The organism is Streptomyces sp. CA2R106 (assembly GCF_037034245.1).
Taxonomy (GTDB): domain Bacteria; phylum Actinomycetota; class Actinomycetes; order Streptomycetales; family Streptomycetaceae; genus Actinacidiphila.
Genome location: NZ_JBAGKC010000025.1, coordinates 37,925 through 50,890, shown reverse-complemented (window position 1 = coordinate 50,890; position 12,966 = coordinate 37,925). Strand labels below are relative to the sequence as shown.

The 12,966-nt window shown below is 72.0% G+C and carries 14 protein-coding genes; 7 read left to right on the top strand and 7 right to left on the bottom strand.

Annotated features, from left to right (window positions below):
* Positions 1 to 85: 85 nt before the first annotated feature.
* A complete protein-coding gene (locus WA788_RS27515; protein ID WP_335981724.1) occupies positions 86 to 895 on the bottom strand; it encodes a purine-nucleoside phosphorylase in 810 nt (269 codons plus the stop codon).
* Between the two features lie 158 nt (positions 896 to 1,053).
* Entirely contained in the window at positions 1,054 to 1,491 is a 438-nt protein-coding gene (locus WA788_RS27510) for a gamma-glutamylcyclotransferase (RefSeq protein WP_335981722.1), read from the bottom strand.
* A gap of 162 nt (positions 1,492 to 1,653) precedes the next feature.
* Between WA788_RS27510 and WA788_RS27505 the strand changes: the two genes are divergently transcribed.
* The 5 genes from WA788_RS27505 to WA788_RS27485 all read left to right on the top strand — a co-directional run bounded on the left by WA788_RS27505 (position 1,654) and on the right by WA788_RS27485 (position 6,849).
* Positions 1,654 to 3,102 carry an NAD(P)H-quinone dehydrogenase gene (locus WA788_RS27505; protein WP_335981721.1) on the top strand — a complete coding sequence of 483 codons (1,449 nt, stop codon included), beginning with the start codon at positions 1,654 to 1,656 and terminating at the stop codon, positions 3,100 to 3,102.
* Between the two features lie 143 nt (positions 3,103 to 3,245).
* The gene (locus WA788_RS27500; RefSeq protein WP_335981719.1) at positions 3,246 to 3,551 is read left to right on the top strand and encodes a hypothetical protein; all 306 of its coding nucleotides are present in this window, start codon (positions 3,246 to 3,248) and stop codon (positions 3,549 to 3,551) included.
* Positions 3,551 to 5,056 (top strand): C2 family cysteine protease, encoded by a 1,506-nt coding sequence (locus WA788_RS27495; protein WP_335981718.1) that lies wholly within the window; start codon positions 3,551 to 3,553, stop codon positions 5,054 to 5,056. Before WA788_RS27500 ends, WA788_RS27495 begins: the two co-directional genes overlap by 1 nt.
* 122 nt (positions 5,057 to 5,178) lie before the next feature.
* Complete coding sequence (locus WA788_RS27490; protein ID WP_335981716.1) at positions 5,179 to 5,787, top strand: hypothetical protein; 609 nt, start codon at positions 5,179 to 5,181, stop codon at positions 5,785 to 5,787.
* Between the two features lie 153 nt (positions 5,788 to 5,940).
* The gene (locus WA788_RS27485) at positions 5,941 to 6,849 is read left to right on the top strand and encodes a DeoR/GlpR family DNA-binding transcription regulator (RefSeq protein WP_435172850.1); all 909 of its coding nucleotides are present in this window, start codon (positions 5,941 to 5,943) and stop codon (positions 6,847 to 6,849) included.
* A gap of 58 nt (positions 6,850 to 6,907) precedes the next feature.
* On the opposite strand, the gene WA788_RS27480 is transcribed toward WA788_RS27485, so the two are convergent.
* Positions 6,908 to 7,471, bottom strand: a complete 564-nt coding sequence (locus WA788_RS27480) for a TetR/AcrR family transcriptional regulator (RefSeq protein ID WP_335981713.1) — start codon at positions 7,469 to 7,471, stop codon at positions 6,908 to 6,910.
* A gap of 130 nt (positions 7,472 to 7,601) precedes the next feature.
* Here WA788_RS27480 and WA788_RS27475 point away from each other — a divergent pair, with 130 nt between their 5' ends.
* The gene (locus tag WA788_RS27475) at positions 7,602 to 9,095 is read left to right on the top strand and encodes an MFS transporter (protein ID WP_335981711.1); all 1,494 of its coding nucleotides are present in this window, start codon (positions 7,602 to 7,604) and stop codon (positions 9,093 to 9,095) included.
* A 93-nt stretch (positions 9,096 to 9,188) separates the two neighbouring features.
* On the opposite strand, the gene WA788_RS27470 is transcribed toward WA788_RS27475, so the two are convergent.
* A complete protein-coding gene (locus WA788_RS27470) occupies positions 9,189 to 10,949 on the bottom strand; it encodes an acetyl/propionyl/methylcrotonyl-CoA carboxylase subunit alpha (protein ID WP_335981709.1) in 1,761 nt (586 codons plus the stop codon).
* A 446-nt stretch (positions 10,950 to 11,395) separates the two neighbouring features.
* Between WA788_RS27470 and WA788_RS27465 the strand changes: the two genes are divergently transcribed.
* Positions 11,396 to 11,830 carry a hypothetical protein gene (locus tag WA788_RS27465; RefSeq protein WP_335981708.1) on the top strand — a complete coding sequence of 145 codons (435 nt, stop codon included), beginning with the start codon at positions 11,396 to 11,398 and terminating at the stop codon, positions 11,828 to 11,830.
* A gap of 4 nt (positions 11,831 to 11,834) precedes the next feature.
* Here the strand turns inward: WA788_RS27465 and WA788_RS27460 are convergent, their stop codons facing one another.
* From WA788_RS27460 to WA788_RS27450, 3 genes are all read right to left on the bottom strand, one after another.
* Complete coding sequence (locus tag WA788_RS27460; protein ID WP_335981707.1) at positions 11,835 to 12,446, bottom strand: nucleoside triphosphate pyrophosphatase; 612 nt, start codon at positions 12,444 to 12,446, stop codon at positions 11,835 to 11,837.
* Between the two features lie 77 nt (positions 12,447 to 12,523).
* On the bottom strand, positions 12,524 to 12,658 hold the full coding sequence (gene mmpB, locus WA788_RS27455; protein ID WP_335981706.1) for a morphogenic membrane protein MmpB: 135 nt from the start codon (positions 12,656 to 12,658) through the stop codon (positions 12,524 to 12,526).
* Positions 12,659 to 12,733: 75 nt separating this feature from the next.
* Positions 12,734 to 12,943, bottom strand: a complete 210-nt coding sequence (locus tag WA788_RS27450; RefSeq protein ID WP_435124818.1) for an acyl-CoA carboxylase epsilon subunit — start codon at positions 12,941 to 12,943, stop codon at positions 12,734 to 12,736.
* Positions 12,944 to 12,966 lie beyond the last annotated feature (23 nt).

Here is a 12,966-nt window from a genome sequence, read left to right as displayed (position 1 = left end):
GGGCGGGCTTGTTTGTGGCGGGTACCGATGATCGGCCTGCCCGGCGATTGAGGGCAAAGGGGCGGGCGGGCGGGATGGGCACCGTTCAGAGGCGGCCCAGCACCTCGCAGAGGAGCGCCCCCATCCGCGTCGCGGAAACCCTCCCCGCCTCGAGGACCTCCTCGTGGTTGAGGGGCGCCCCGGTCATCCCGGCCGCGAGGTTGGTGACGAGGGAGATCCCGAGCACCTCGGCCCCCGCCTCGCGCGCAGCGATCGCCTCGAGGGCGGTGGACATCCCGACGAGGTCCCCGCCTATCGCCCGCACCATCCCGATCTCGGCGGGCGTCTCGTAGTGCGGCCCGGGCAGTTGGACGTAGACGCCTTCCTCCAGGGTGGGGTCGACCTCGCGGCACAGCGTCCGCAGCCGCGGCGAGTAGAGGTCGGTGAGGTCGACGAAGCGCGGCCCGCGCAGGGGCGAGGTGGCGGTGAGGTTGATGTGGTCGCTGATGAGGACGGGCTGCCCGGGGAGGAAGCCGGGGCGCAGCCCCCCGCAGCCGTTGGTGAGGACGATGGTCTTGCAGCCGGCGGCGACGGCGGTGCGGACGCCGTGGACGACGGTGTCGACGCCGCGCCCTTCGTAGAGGTGGGTGCGGCCGAGGTAGACCAGGGCGCGCACCGCGCCGATCCGTACCGAGCGGACCTGTCCGGAGTGCCCGGCGACGGCGGGCTCGGGGAAGCCGGGCAGATCGGTGACCGGTACCTCGTGGTCGGGGGCGCCGAGTGCGTCGGCGGCGGGCACCCAGCCCGAGCCCATGACGAGGGCCACGTCGTGTGTGTCGGCGCCGGTCAGCTCGCGGAGGCGGGCGGCGGCGGCCTCGGCCGCGGCGTAGGGATCGGGTTCTGGGGAAGCGTTCACGCGGATGAGAGTAACCCGTGTTTCCCTACGCGCGTAGACGCCGCGAAGACCTGGTGGTGGGAAATCGGATCTTCCGACCATCTACGAGGGGGTCGGCGCTCGTCCACCCGGGTGGGCGGGGCCGTGCGGGCCGCCTCAGCGGGGCCGCTTGCGCCACCTCAGCAGGGCCGCTTGCGCAGCTCCATCACGTAGTCGTGGGGCGCCCCGGCGGACTCGGCGGCGTCGGCGATCTCGCCGAGGTAGCGGGCGGAGGGCAGGCCGCCCTCGTAGTCGTTGAGGACGTACAGCCAGGCCGCCACGTCGCCGTCGAGGGTGTGGACCCGCAGGGTCGTGCGCCGGTAGATGCCCAGGGGCACGCCCTCCCAGCGGTCCATCGACTCCTCGTCCACCTCGGCGATGTCGTAGAGGCCGACGAAGACCTGTTCCTCGGGTGCCTCCACGAGCGTGGCCAGCGCGCCCTCCCAGCCCATCTGCTCGCCGCCGAACGTCAGCCGCCACCCGTCGAGCCAGCCGGTGCCGCGCAGCGGGGAGTGCGGGGCGCGGCGCGTCATCAGCCGCGCGTCGAGGTTGCCGGCGTAGGCGGCGTAGAGCGACATGGACACGAGAGTACGGGAGCGGCGTTCACCCGGCGTAAGGAGCGGAAGGCGGGTCGGCGGCAGGTCAGGGGCGGGGTGCGCGCTCTTTCCGCGATCGCTTCCGCGCGCCCTTCCGCCGTACGGGCGGGACCCTGGCGGCGGTCGCTTGGCACGTGCGGGACAATGGGGTACGTGACTCGGATCGTGATCATCGGTGGCGGACCCGGCGGCTACGAGGCCGCGCTCGTTGCGGCGCAGCTCGGCGCGGAGGTGACCGTCGTGGATACCGACGGGCTGGGCGGTGCGTCGGTGCTGACCGACTGCGTGCCGTCCAAGACGCTCATCGCCACGGCCGAGGTGATGACGACCTTCGACTCCTCCTACGAGGAGCTGGGCATCATCGTCGGCGACGACGCGCCGCCGCTGGAACGTTCCGGCAGGGTGGTCGGGGTGGACCTCGGCAAGGTCAACCGCCGGGTGAAGCGGCTCGCGCTCGCCCAGTCGCATGACATCACCGCGGCCGTGACCCGGGCCGGCGCCCGGGTGATGCGCGGCCGGGGCCGGCTGGAGGGGTGCCAGACCGCCGGGGGCACCCGGTGTGTCGTGGTCGAGGCGGCCGACGGCAGCACCGAGCGGCTGACCGCGGAGGCGGTGCTGATCGCGACCGGCGCGCGCCCGCGCGAGCTGCCGGATGCGCTGCCCGACGGCGAGCGCATCCTGAACTGGACGCAGGTCTACAACCTCGACGAGCTGCCGGAGGAGCTGGTCGTGGTCGGCTCCGGCGTCACCGGCGCGGAGTTCGCCGGCGCGTACCAGGCGCTCGGCGCGCGCGTCACCCTCGTCTCCTCCCGGGACCGGGTGCTGCCGGGCGAGGACCCGGACGCGGCGGCCGTCCTGGAGGACGTCTTCCGCCGCCGCGGCATGAACGTGATGGCGCGCTCCCGGGCGCAGTCGGTGAAGCGGGTCGGCGACCGGGTCGAGGTCGCGCTCGCCGACGGGCGGGTGATCGAGGGCACGCACTGCCTGATGGCGGTCGGCGCGATCCCCAACACCGGCGGGATGGGCCTGGAGGAGGCGGGCGTCAAGCTCACCGACGCCGGCCACATCAAGACGGACAAGGTCTCCCGCACCAGCGCCCCCGGCGTCTACGCGGCCGGCGATGTCACCGGTGTCTTCGCGCTCGCGTCGGTCGCCGCGATGCAGGGCCGGATCGCGATGTACCACTTCCTCGGCGACGCGGTGGCCCCGCTCAACCTCAAGACCGTCTCCTCCAACGTCTTCACCGACCCGGAGATCGCCACCGTCGGCTACTCCCAGGCGGACATCGACGCCAAGCGGATCGAGGCGAACGTCGTCAAGCTGCCGCTGCTGCGCAACCCGCGGGCGAAGATGCAGGGCGTCCGCGACGGCTTCGTCAAGATCTTCTGCCGCCCCGGGACCGGGATCGTGGTCGGCGGCGTGGTGGTCGCGCCCAAGGCCAGCGAGCTGATCCACCCCATCTCGATCGCGGTGGACAACAGCCTGACCGTCGAGCAGATCGCGAACGCCTTCACCGTCTACCCCTCGCTGTCCGGCTCGATCGCCGAAGTCGCCCGCCAACTCCACACCCGCAAGGTCAACCACGCCAACTGACGCCCCGCCCCCGGCCGGTGATCACTGGTTGTCACCGGACGGTCACGGTCGTTGCGGTTCCGTAACGCCCGGTCTGTCCGCCCTCCATCCGCGTTCCCCGCCCCCTACGGTGGCACCACTTTGTGTCCATCGGGGGGTGCCACATGGGACGAGCGCCGGACGAACCGGGCGAGACGCCCGCTCAGAAGAAGCAGCGAGCGAACGACTTACGCGACTGCGCGCGCGACGCCCGCACGATCGCGGGCTCTCTGGGGCCGTATCTGGACAGTGCGGTCGCCCAGGCCAACTCCGGGATCTGGAAAGGCCCGTACGCCGAGACGACGACCGCGATGCTCGGCTCGCGCAAGTCCACACTCCACCAGATGGCGTCCGACCTCGTCGCCGACGCCAAGCGCTGGGAGAACGCGGCCCAGACGTTGGAGGACGAGGCCGCGAAGGGGGCGCACTGATGGAGTTCGCCGGCTTCGACACCGACAAGATCGCCACGCTGGCCGGGGACCTGCAGAAGGCGAGCGAGGGCGCGGGTGGCCTCCACCGCAGGACCGCCGCCCTGCTCACGCGCGCCGACGAACTGCTCGACGGCAGCACACCGGTCACCACCAGTTCCCTGCTCCAGCCGCTCGTCGGCGACCTGATGGGAGGGATCTTCTTCGGCAACTACCGCTGCCTGCCCGGCACTCTGGTCCGCGAGCTCGACGGCACCCAGGCGTCGATGAAGCGCCGCAACGCCCAGCTCACCGGAGTGAAGGCCCTCGTCGACGGCGGCTACCACATCGACCCCTCGCTCTACTTCGACGACGAGACGGCGCCGGACCAGAAGAAGATCAACGCTGCGATGAGCGACCTCGCGAAGCTCAACGGCAAGGACGCCGGGGACACCGCCGGCCGCTCGGACCTGGAGCGGATCAAGGGCGACCTGGACGGGCTCACCCCGGCGGAACTCGACGCCTTCTTGGACAAGGTCCCGGCCGGCGACCTCGCCCACTTCAACACCGTCGCCGCCCACACCGGCAGCAGCGGCATCTGGCCCTTCGACCACGACAACGGCCTGCCCGCCGGCGAGTACCGCGACTTCACCAGTTCGCTGCTGGCCAAGGCGGGGCCCACGCACTGGCCCAAGATCGAGGCGGCCTTCCCGGTGCAGCCGGGATTCGACACGACGGATGCCTGGCTGGAGGGCCAGAACTCCCAGCGGGGCGAGGGCGTACCGGACATGCACTACGGCATGCCGACGGACCCGCTGTTCAAGAACCCCGGGACCGTCGATGCCTCCGGGGTGTCACAGGGCCAGATCGCGGACTGCTGGTACATGGCGTCGCTGGAGGCGACCGCCCAGGCCGACCCGAAGTTCATCGCCGACGGCATCAAGCAGAATCCCAACGGCACGGTGAACGTGCGGATCTGGGACAAGAGCGGCAAGATGCACTGGGTGACGGTCACACCGGACATCCCGATGGACGGCAACGACGTCCCCGTGTCCGCCTACGGCACCGGAGAGAGCTGGCCGGCCTACTACGAGAAGGCGTTCGCCCTGATGTACGCGGGCGACAAGGGCGGCGCCCCGGACGGCCACGAGGACGACCCGCTCTACGACCGCACGGAGCAGGGCGACTACGGCGCCACCGAGTGGGACGAGACCGACAAGGCGCCGCCCTATGTCACCGGCGACAAGTCGAAGTCGATCGACGGCGGCTTCGACGGGGTCAAGAAGGCGTACCAGTCGAGCCATCCGGTGATCGTCGCCACGCCGTCCGACGCCGACCTGAAGTCGAAGGGCCTCGATCCCCACTGGAACGACAAGTACGTGACGCGGCACGTCTTCTATGTGAAGGGCTTCGACGGCGACGGCAACATGATCCTGGGCAACCCCTGGGGGCCGGACCGCGACATCACCGTCACGCCGCAGCAGTACCACGACTACTTCACCGCTCCGCAGCGGCTCTCGGTGGGCTGATGGACGTGTCGAGGAAGCGGGCCCGGGCGGTGGGGGCCGGTATCTGCCTCCTGGCTGCGGCCGCGTGCGGCAACTCGGGTACGACAGCCGGGCATCCCCCGAGCCCTTCCGTCTCCGCGTCCATGGACCCGGGGCCGGAGTGCGCGGGGCGGAAAGCGGCGCAGGGGCTGCACGTCCTGCTCCACGCCAAGGCCACGCTGCCCGGCGGCACGGAAGTGGCCTACGACGCGGCGCACGCGGACGGCACCAGCCGCACCGCGGAGCTGGCAACCGGTTCCATCCGGCACACGGTGAAGGTCGCACAGCACGTCACCCTCGCCGGGCATGTGTACACCGTCGCGGAGATCTGCACCTACCGCGTCGTTCTGACCGGCCCGGGGCTGCACGCTCCGGCCGAGACGGGAGGGAAGATGTCCGACTGGCCCACCACCCGCGCGGGTGTGCTGTCGTTGCTCTGGCACGTGCCGGTCAACTCGCGGGACGACAGCGGCGTCGACAAGTCCATCGTGGTGACCGACATCGCCGCGGACCCGCCGCGGTGCGACATCAGCACGGTGATGGGCAAGGAGGGCGGAGGCACGTTCCGCGACGTGCCGGTCGGCGGTACCGTCGAGTTCGCGGGGCGGCTGTGGCAGGTGCAGTCCATCGACCTGGGGAACATGGACGTCGCCATCGACTCCAGCAGCTTCGCGCCCGGAGCGGTGCGCCTGAAGGACCTCGGGCGCGCCTAGGGTGGGAAGGGAACGTGCGGTCGAGGTATAGCACTTGGCGGTCTGTTTTGTGAACGACTTCCATCAACGGGCGCAAAACGCTGAAACCGTCCGGTCGTTGGCATTACTGTCGGTTCTGTGTTCGCTGCAGAACGTCGTCAGTTGATTCTGGAAATGGTGCGGGCCAACGGAGCGGTGTCGCTCCGGGAGCTCGCCCGGGTCGTCCAGACGTCCGAAGTGACCGTGCGCAGGGACGTGCGGGCGCTGGAGGCGGAAGGACTCTTGGACCGCCGGCATGGCGGTGCGGTGTTGCCGGGTGGCTTCAGCAGGGAGTCCGGCTTCCCGCAGAAATCCCATCTAGCGACCGCGGAGAAGACGGCCATCGCCGATCTCGCGGCCGGCCTCGTCGGGGAGGGCGAGGCGATCGTGGTCGGTGCGGGCACCACCACGCAGGAACTGGCCAGACGGCTGGCCCGGGTGCCCGGGCTGACCGTGGTGACCAACTCCCTGCTGGTGGCCCAGGCGCTGGCGCACGCCAACCGTGTCGAGGTGGTGATGACCGGGGGCACCCTGCGCGGCTCGAACTACGGGCTGGTCGGCAGCGGCGCCGAGCAGTCGCTGCAAGGGCTGCGGGTGTCCCGGGCGTTTCTGTCCGGCGCGGGGCTGACCGCCGAACGCGGGCTGTCGACGTCCAACATGCTCTCCGCGAGCGTGGACCGGGCGCTGGTGCAGGCCGCGGCGGAGGTGGTGGTGCTCGCCGACCACACGAAGCTCGGTACGGACACGATGTTCCAGACCGTGCCGACCGACCAGATCACCCATCTCGTCACCGACGACTCCGAGCCCGACGACGAGCGGGCGGGTACCGAACTCCAGGCGCTGGCCGACCGCGGTGTGCAGGTGACCGTGGCACCGGTGCCGGGTGCCGGCGCGGCGGCCGCCTCGGCCGCCACCGCCGAGACGCTCGCCTCCGGACGGGGGCTGCCCGGCCCCCGGCGGCACCACCCGCTGCGCGGCGCCCCGCCGTTGGGCTCGGCGGGCGAGGGCTCGGCGGCCCGCCTGGCGGACGTCCGCCGCCGCTGAACGCGAGCGGCCGGCTCCCCGGGGAAGCGCCCCCGGGGAGCCGCCGCCCGGTGGGCGCTCACCGCTGGAGTTCCGGTGCCGGCTGCCGGACCCGGATGCCCTCCATCATCAGCGTCATGAGCCGCTTGAACACCCCGTGCTCCGAGGGGTCCTTCTCGGCCGCCTGCACCACCGCGTAGGTGAGTTTCAGCAGGTCGCCGATCTGGATGTCCGCCCGGACGTCGCCCTCCTGCTGGGCGCGGGTCAGCAGCACCGAACCCGCCTCGCGCATCCGCACCTTGCAGGCGGGCATCTGTGTGTCCGACGCCTCGCCGATGGCGGCGGCCATGCCGCGGTAGAGGGTGGAGTGCGTCGCGATCGCGTACAGCCACGTGGTGAGGGCCTCGGTCGGGTCGGCCGCGGTCGCGAGTTCGGCCGCCCGCTCGGACAGCGCGTCGATCTCGCGGTGGAAGACGCCGTTCATCAGGCTGTAACGGTTGGGGAAGTGGCGGTAGAGGGTGCCGATGCCGACGCCCGCGTGCCGGGCGATGTCCTCCAGTGCGACGTCGGTGCCGTGCACGATGAACGCCTGCCGCGCCTCTTCGAGCAAACGGTCGTAGTTGCGCTGTGCGTCTGCCCGCATCCTGGTCACGCCTCCGTCCCGGAACATCCCGCCGAAATAGATGGTAGTTCCGGTGGTGGTTCCGGAGGAAGTCTCCGTATAGTTTCGGAGACGACCTCCGTTTACTTCCACCGCTGGAGGCTTCCTCGCCATGCCCACGCCCACGACGCGTGACTCCGACGGCTCACCCCGCCCGAGAAGCTCGACCCCTGCGGCCCCTGCGACCAGCGCGACCCGTCTCCCGGGCGCGGACCGTTCAGCCCGCGGCCGTGCCCATCCGTACCTCGTGCTGGGTGCCATCGTCGGCACCCAGCTGATGATCCTGCTCGACGCGACCGTGGTGAACGTCGCACTCCCCGGTATCGGCTCCCACCTGGGCTTCTCGGCGACCGGCATGTCCTGGGTGCTCAACGTCTACACCCTCGCCTTCGGCGGCCTGCTGCTGCTCGGCAGCCGAATAGGCGACCTGGTCGGACGCCGGACGGCGATGGTCTGGGGCGTCGGCGCCTTCACCGTCGCCTCGATCGCCGGCGGGCTGGCCAACGACGCCACCACCCTGCTGGTCGCCCGCGGCCTCCAAGGCGCGGCCGCCGCGCTCGCCGCACCCAGCACCCTCGCCCTGATCGCGACCTCCTTCGCCGAGGGCACCGAGCGCAACCGGGCGCTGAGCGTGTTCTCCGCGGTCTCCGGCGCGGGCTCGGCGATCGGGCTGACCGCCGGCGGCATCCTCACCGACCTTGGCACCTGGCGCTGGGTGTTCTTCGTCAACGTGCCGGTGGGCGCCGCGATCCTGCTGCTGGCCCCGCGCTTCGTCACGGAGACCGAGCGCCACCGCGGCGGCCGCTTCGACGTCGCGGGCGCCCTGACCGGCACCCTCGGCATGGCCACCCTGGTCTACGGCTTCATCCGGGTGGGCGAGAGCCGCTGGAGCGACGGACGCGCGATCACCTCGTTCGTGGCCGCCATCGCGCTGCTCGGCGCGTTCCTGGTCAACGAGACGCGGGTGGAGCGGCCGTTGGTGGTGCTGCGGCTGTTCGCCGACCGCAACCGCGCCATCGCCTACGGCGTGATGCTGCTGGTGCCGGCCGGGATGTTCGGCGTCTTCTACTTCACCACCCAGTACCTCCAGACCTATCTGCACTTCAGCCCGTTGCGGACCGGCTTCGCGTTCCTGCCGCTGGCCGGGCTGCTGTTCGTCGCCGCGCGGCTCGCGCCACGCATGATCGGCAGGTTCGGCGCGAAGACGGTGGTGGCCCTCGGGCTGCCGCTCAACCTGGCGGGCACGGTCTGGATCACCCAGCTCAGCAGCTCCGACGGCTACGCGGCCGGGCTGCTCGGCCCGCTGATGCTGATCGGGTTCGGGGTGGGCTGGACGATGATGCCGCTGAACACCTTCATCCTCTCCGGCGTCCAGCCGAAGGAGGCCGGCTCCGCCTCGGGCCTGCTCCAGACGATGCAGCAGGTCGGCGGCAGCCTCGGGCTGTCGGTCCTGGTCACCGTCTTCGGCACGGTCTCCCGGCACACGCACGGCGACGCGTTCATCAGCGGCGCCACGGCCGCGTTCACCCTCGCGGCGGTCTTCGTGGCGGCCGCCCTGGTGATGGTGCTGCTGCTCAAGGCGCCCCCGAAGCCCCGGCTGCGCTGAGCGGCCGCGGAGCCGAGAAGCGGGCGGCGGCCGACCCGAAGGTCGCCCGCCGCCCGCTGCCGCGCCCCGTACGCCGGGCGCCCCGCGCGGACCTCAGTCCTTGATCTCGCAGATGAGCGCGCCGGAGGAGATCGACGCGCCGACCTCCGCCTTCAGGCCCACGACGGTGCCGGAGCGGTGCGCGTTGAGCGGCTGCTCCATCTTCATCGCCTCCAGCACCACGATCAGGTCGCCCTCGGCGACCTTCTGGCCCTCCTCGGCGGCCACCTTCACGATGGTGCCCTGCATCGGCGAGGCCAGCGTGTCACCGGACGCCGCCGCGGTCGCCTTCGCCGCGGCCCGCCGCTTCGGCTTGGCACCGGCGGCCAGCCCCGTACGGGCCAGCGTCATGCCCAGGTGCGCGGGCAGCGAGACCTCCAGGCGCTTGCCGCCGACCTCGACGACGACGGTCTCCCGGCCGCCGCCCTCCTCCTCGTCGGCCGCCTGCCCGGCGAACGGCGGGATGGTGTTGACGAACTCCGTCTCGATCCAGCGGGTGTGCACCGTGAACGGGTTCCCGTCCACCGGGGCGAACGCCGGGTCGACCACCACCGCGCGGTGGAACGGGATCGCGGTCGCCATCCCCTCCACCGTGAACTCGCCCAGCGCACGGGACGCGCGCTGCAACGCCTGCTCGCGCGTCGCCCCGGTCACCACCAGCTTCGCCAGCAGCGAGTCCCACGCCGGGCCGATCACACTGCCGGACTCCACGCCCGCGTCCAGCCGCACCCCGGGGCCCGACGGCGGCGTGAACAGCGTCACCGTGCCCGGCGCCGGGAGGAAGTTGCGCCCCGGGTCCTCGCCGTTGATCCGGAACTCGAACGAGTGGCCCCGCGACGGCGGGTCGTCGTAGCCGAGCGCCTCGCCGTCGGCGATCCGGAACATCTCCCGGACCAGGTCGATCCCGGAGACCTCCTCGGTGACCGGGTGCTCCACCTGGAGCCGGGTGTTGACCTCCAGGAAGGAGATCGTGCCGTCCTGGCCGACCAGGAACTCGCAGGTGCCCGCGCCCACGTAGCCGGCCTCGCGCAGGATCGCCTTCGACGCGCTGTACAGCTGCGCGTTCTGCTCCTTCGACAGCCAGGGCGCCGGGGCCTCCTCCACCAGCTTCTGGTGGCGGCGCTGGAGGGAGCAGTCGCGGGTGGAGACCACCACGACGTTGCCGTGGGTGTCGGCCAGGCACTGGGTCTCGACGTGCCGGGGGCGGTCCAGGTAGCGCTCCACGAAGCACTCGCCGCGGCCGAACGCGGCCACCGCCTCGCGCACCGCGGAGTCGTACAGCTCGGGGACCTCTTCGAGGGTGCGGGCGACCTTCAGGCCGCGGCCGCCGCCGCCGAAGGCGGCCTTGATCGCGATGGGCAGGCCGTGCTCCTTCGCGAACGCCACGACCTCCTCCGCGCCGGAGACCGGGTCGGGGGTGCCGGCCACCAGCGGCGCGCCCGCGCGCTGGGCGATGTGACGGGCCGCCACCTTGTCGCCCAGGTCGCGGATCGCCTGCGGCGGCGGGCCGATCCAGGTCAGTCCGGCGTCCAGCACGGCCTGCGCGAACTCGGCGTTCTCCGACAGGAACCCGTAACCGGGGTGGACCGCGTCCGCCCCGGACTCGGCTGCGGCGGCCAGCACCTTCCCGATGTCGAGATAGCTGGTCGCCGGGGTGTCACCACCCAACGCGTACGCCTCGTCGGCAACCCGGACATGGACGGCGTCCCGGTCCGGCTCCGCGTACACCGCGACACTGCCGATGCCGGCGTCCCGGCACGCACGAGCGACACGGACAGCGATTTCACCGCGGTTGGCGATGAGCACCTTGCGCACGATGGCTCCCTCCTTGGAACAAGCAGAGTTTAGGCAATGGCCACACTTGAAACCGAGGCGCCCCTGGACGTGAGGTTGCCCACACGCAGGGTGATCCAGGGGCCTGGAGAACCCCGTGAAAGCCTGCTCATTCCAAGGTACGGCGCGGATTGGCGCAATGTCCCGCACTCCCGGGTGTGGATCGCGTCTCGCATGTCGGCCGACCTGCGACGCGCCGATCCTTTGTGGGATTCCTACGAACAGCGGACGGAAAATTTGCTGCCGCGCGTTCCCTGGCGGGTGGTTGGGTCAGGACCCTTGCCGCCGCGCATACCCGTGAGTAGCCTGCGAGCCCTGGGTACCTGGGGTAACTCCCGTGGAAATCCCGGCGGGTCGGGCCGCGGCGCAGGTGCGCGCCGCGGGGGCCAACCGGCCCGAAGGCGGGCAGGCATGACAAGGGGGACGGAATGCGCAGAGGGATAGCCGTGGCGACCGCGGTGGTGCTCGTGCTCGACGCGCTGACCATCGCGGCCGTCAACTGGATACTCGGGCTGGCGGTTCGCCGCCAGCAGATGTCGCTCGGCGGGCTGCCGACGCACGCCATGACCGTCGGCGCGTGGGCGGCCGGCGGCGTCTTCGCGCTCTTCCTGCTGTGCTGCGCGGTACTGGTGGCGCGGATCGCGCTGCGCGACGAGATGGCCGGGCGGGTGGGGCGGATCGTCCTCATCGTCTGCGCGGTCGTCCACGGCGTGGTCGGCGCGGTCGTGGTGGGCCTGGTCGGCTGGTACGCCTTCGTGGCGATGATGGTGGTACTCGCCCTGCTGGTCGGGACGTTGCTGATGTACGCGCCCGACGAGGGCGACGACTCCGCCGGAGTGGCCGAGGCCGCCCCGGCCACCTAGGCGGCTACGCCCACAGGTCCGTGAGGCGGGTGCCCAGTTCGGCCAGGAGGGTGCGCAGCAGGGGGAGGGACAGGCCGATGACGTTGCCGGGGTCGCCCTCGATGCCGGTGACGAAGGGCGCCGAACGGCCGTCGAGGGTGAAGGCACCGGCGACGTGGAGGGGTTCGCCGCTGGCGACGTAGGCCGCGACCTCGTCGTCGTCGGGGGTGCCGAAGTGCACCGTGGTGGAGGCGGTCCGGGAGACCCGGCGGCCGTCGGCCGTGTCGATGACGCAGTGCCCGGTCCTGAGCACCCCGCTGCGCCCGCGCATCGCGCGCCAGCGGTCGGTCGCCTCGGCGGCGTCCCGCGGCTTGCCCAGCGCCCCGCCGTCGAGTTCCAGCACCGAGTCGCAGCCGACCACGAGTTCACCGCCGTCCAGCAGCCCGCCCTCCGCGACCGCGGTGGCCTTCGCCTCGGCCAGCACGCGGGCCAGCTCGGCGGGGGAGGGCGCGGTGATCGCCTCCTCGTCGACGCCGGAGACCACCACCCGCGGGTCGAGCCCCGCCTGGCGCAGCAGCCCGAGGCGGGCGGGCGAGGCGGACGCGAGGACGAGGGCGCGGCGCGGTGTCGAGGTCACCGGGCCATCGTAGGAGAGGCCCGCCGCTGCCCCGGCCCCGCGGTCCCGTTCCGGCCGCGCAACGCCTGCACGGCCCGTCACGCGTGCCAGGCCGCCACCGCCATCCCGACGACCGCCGCCACCGCGAGCACCAGCATGGCCCGGCGCACCATCAGCTGGGCCCGGCGCAACTCCTCGTCGCGCTGGCGCGGTTGATCGTCGGACCAGAGCATGCCGTCAAGGGTGGACCGCGGCGCCGCCCCGCGCCTGAGTACGGGTACTCACTGCCGCCCGGTCGGGACCGGTGGTCAGGCCGGCCACACCGAGGTGCGCCACGCCGCCGGCCCGGGGCGGGGCGCGACGCCCGGCACCGTACGCGCCGGGTCGGACCACGAGCTGCGCACGGCCGGCTCCGGCCCGCCGCCCAGGTCGGCCGCCGCGGCCCGCGCCTGGACCAGCGCGACGACCGCCGCCAGTTCCTCCGGGGTCGGCCGGCCCCGCTCCACTTTGATCATCATCTCTGCGGTCCTCCTGTCGACGG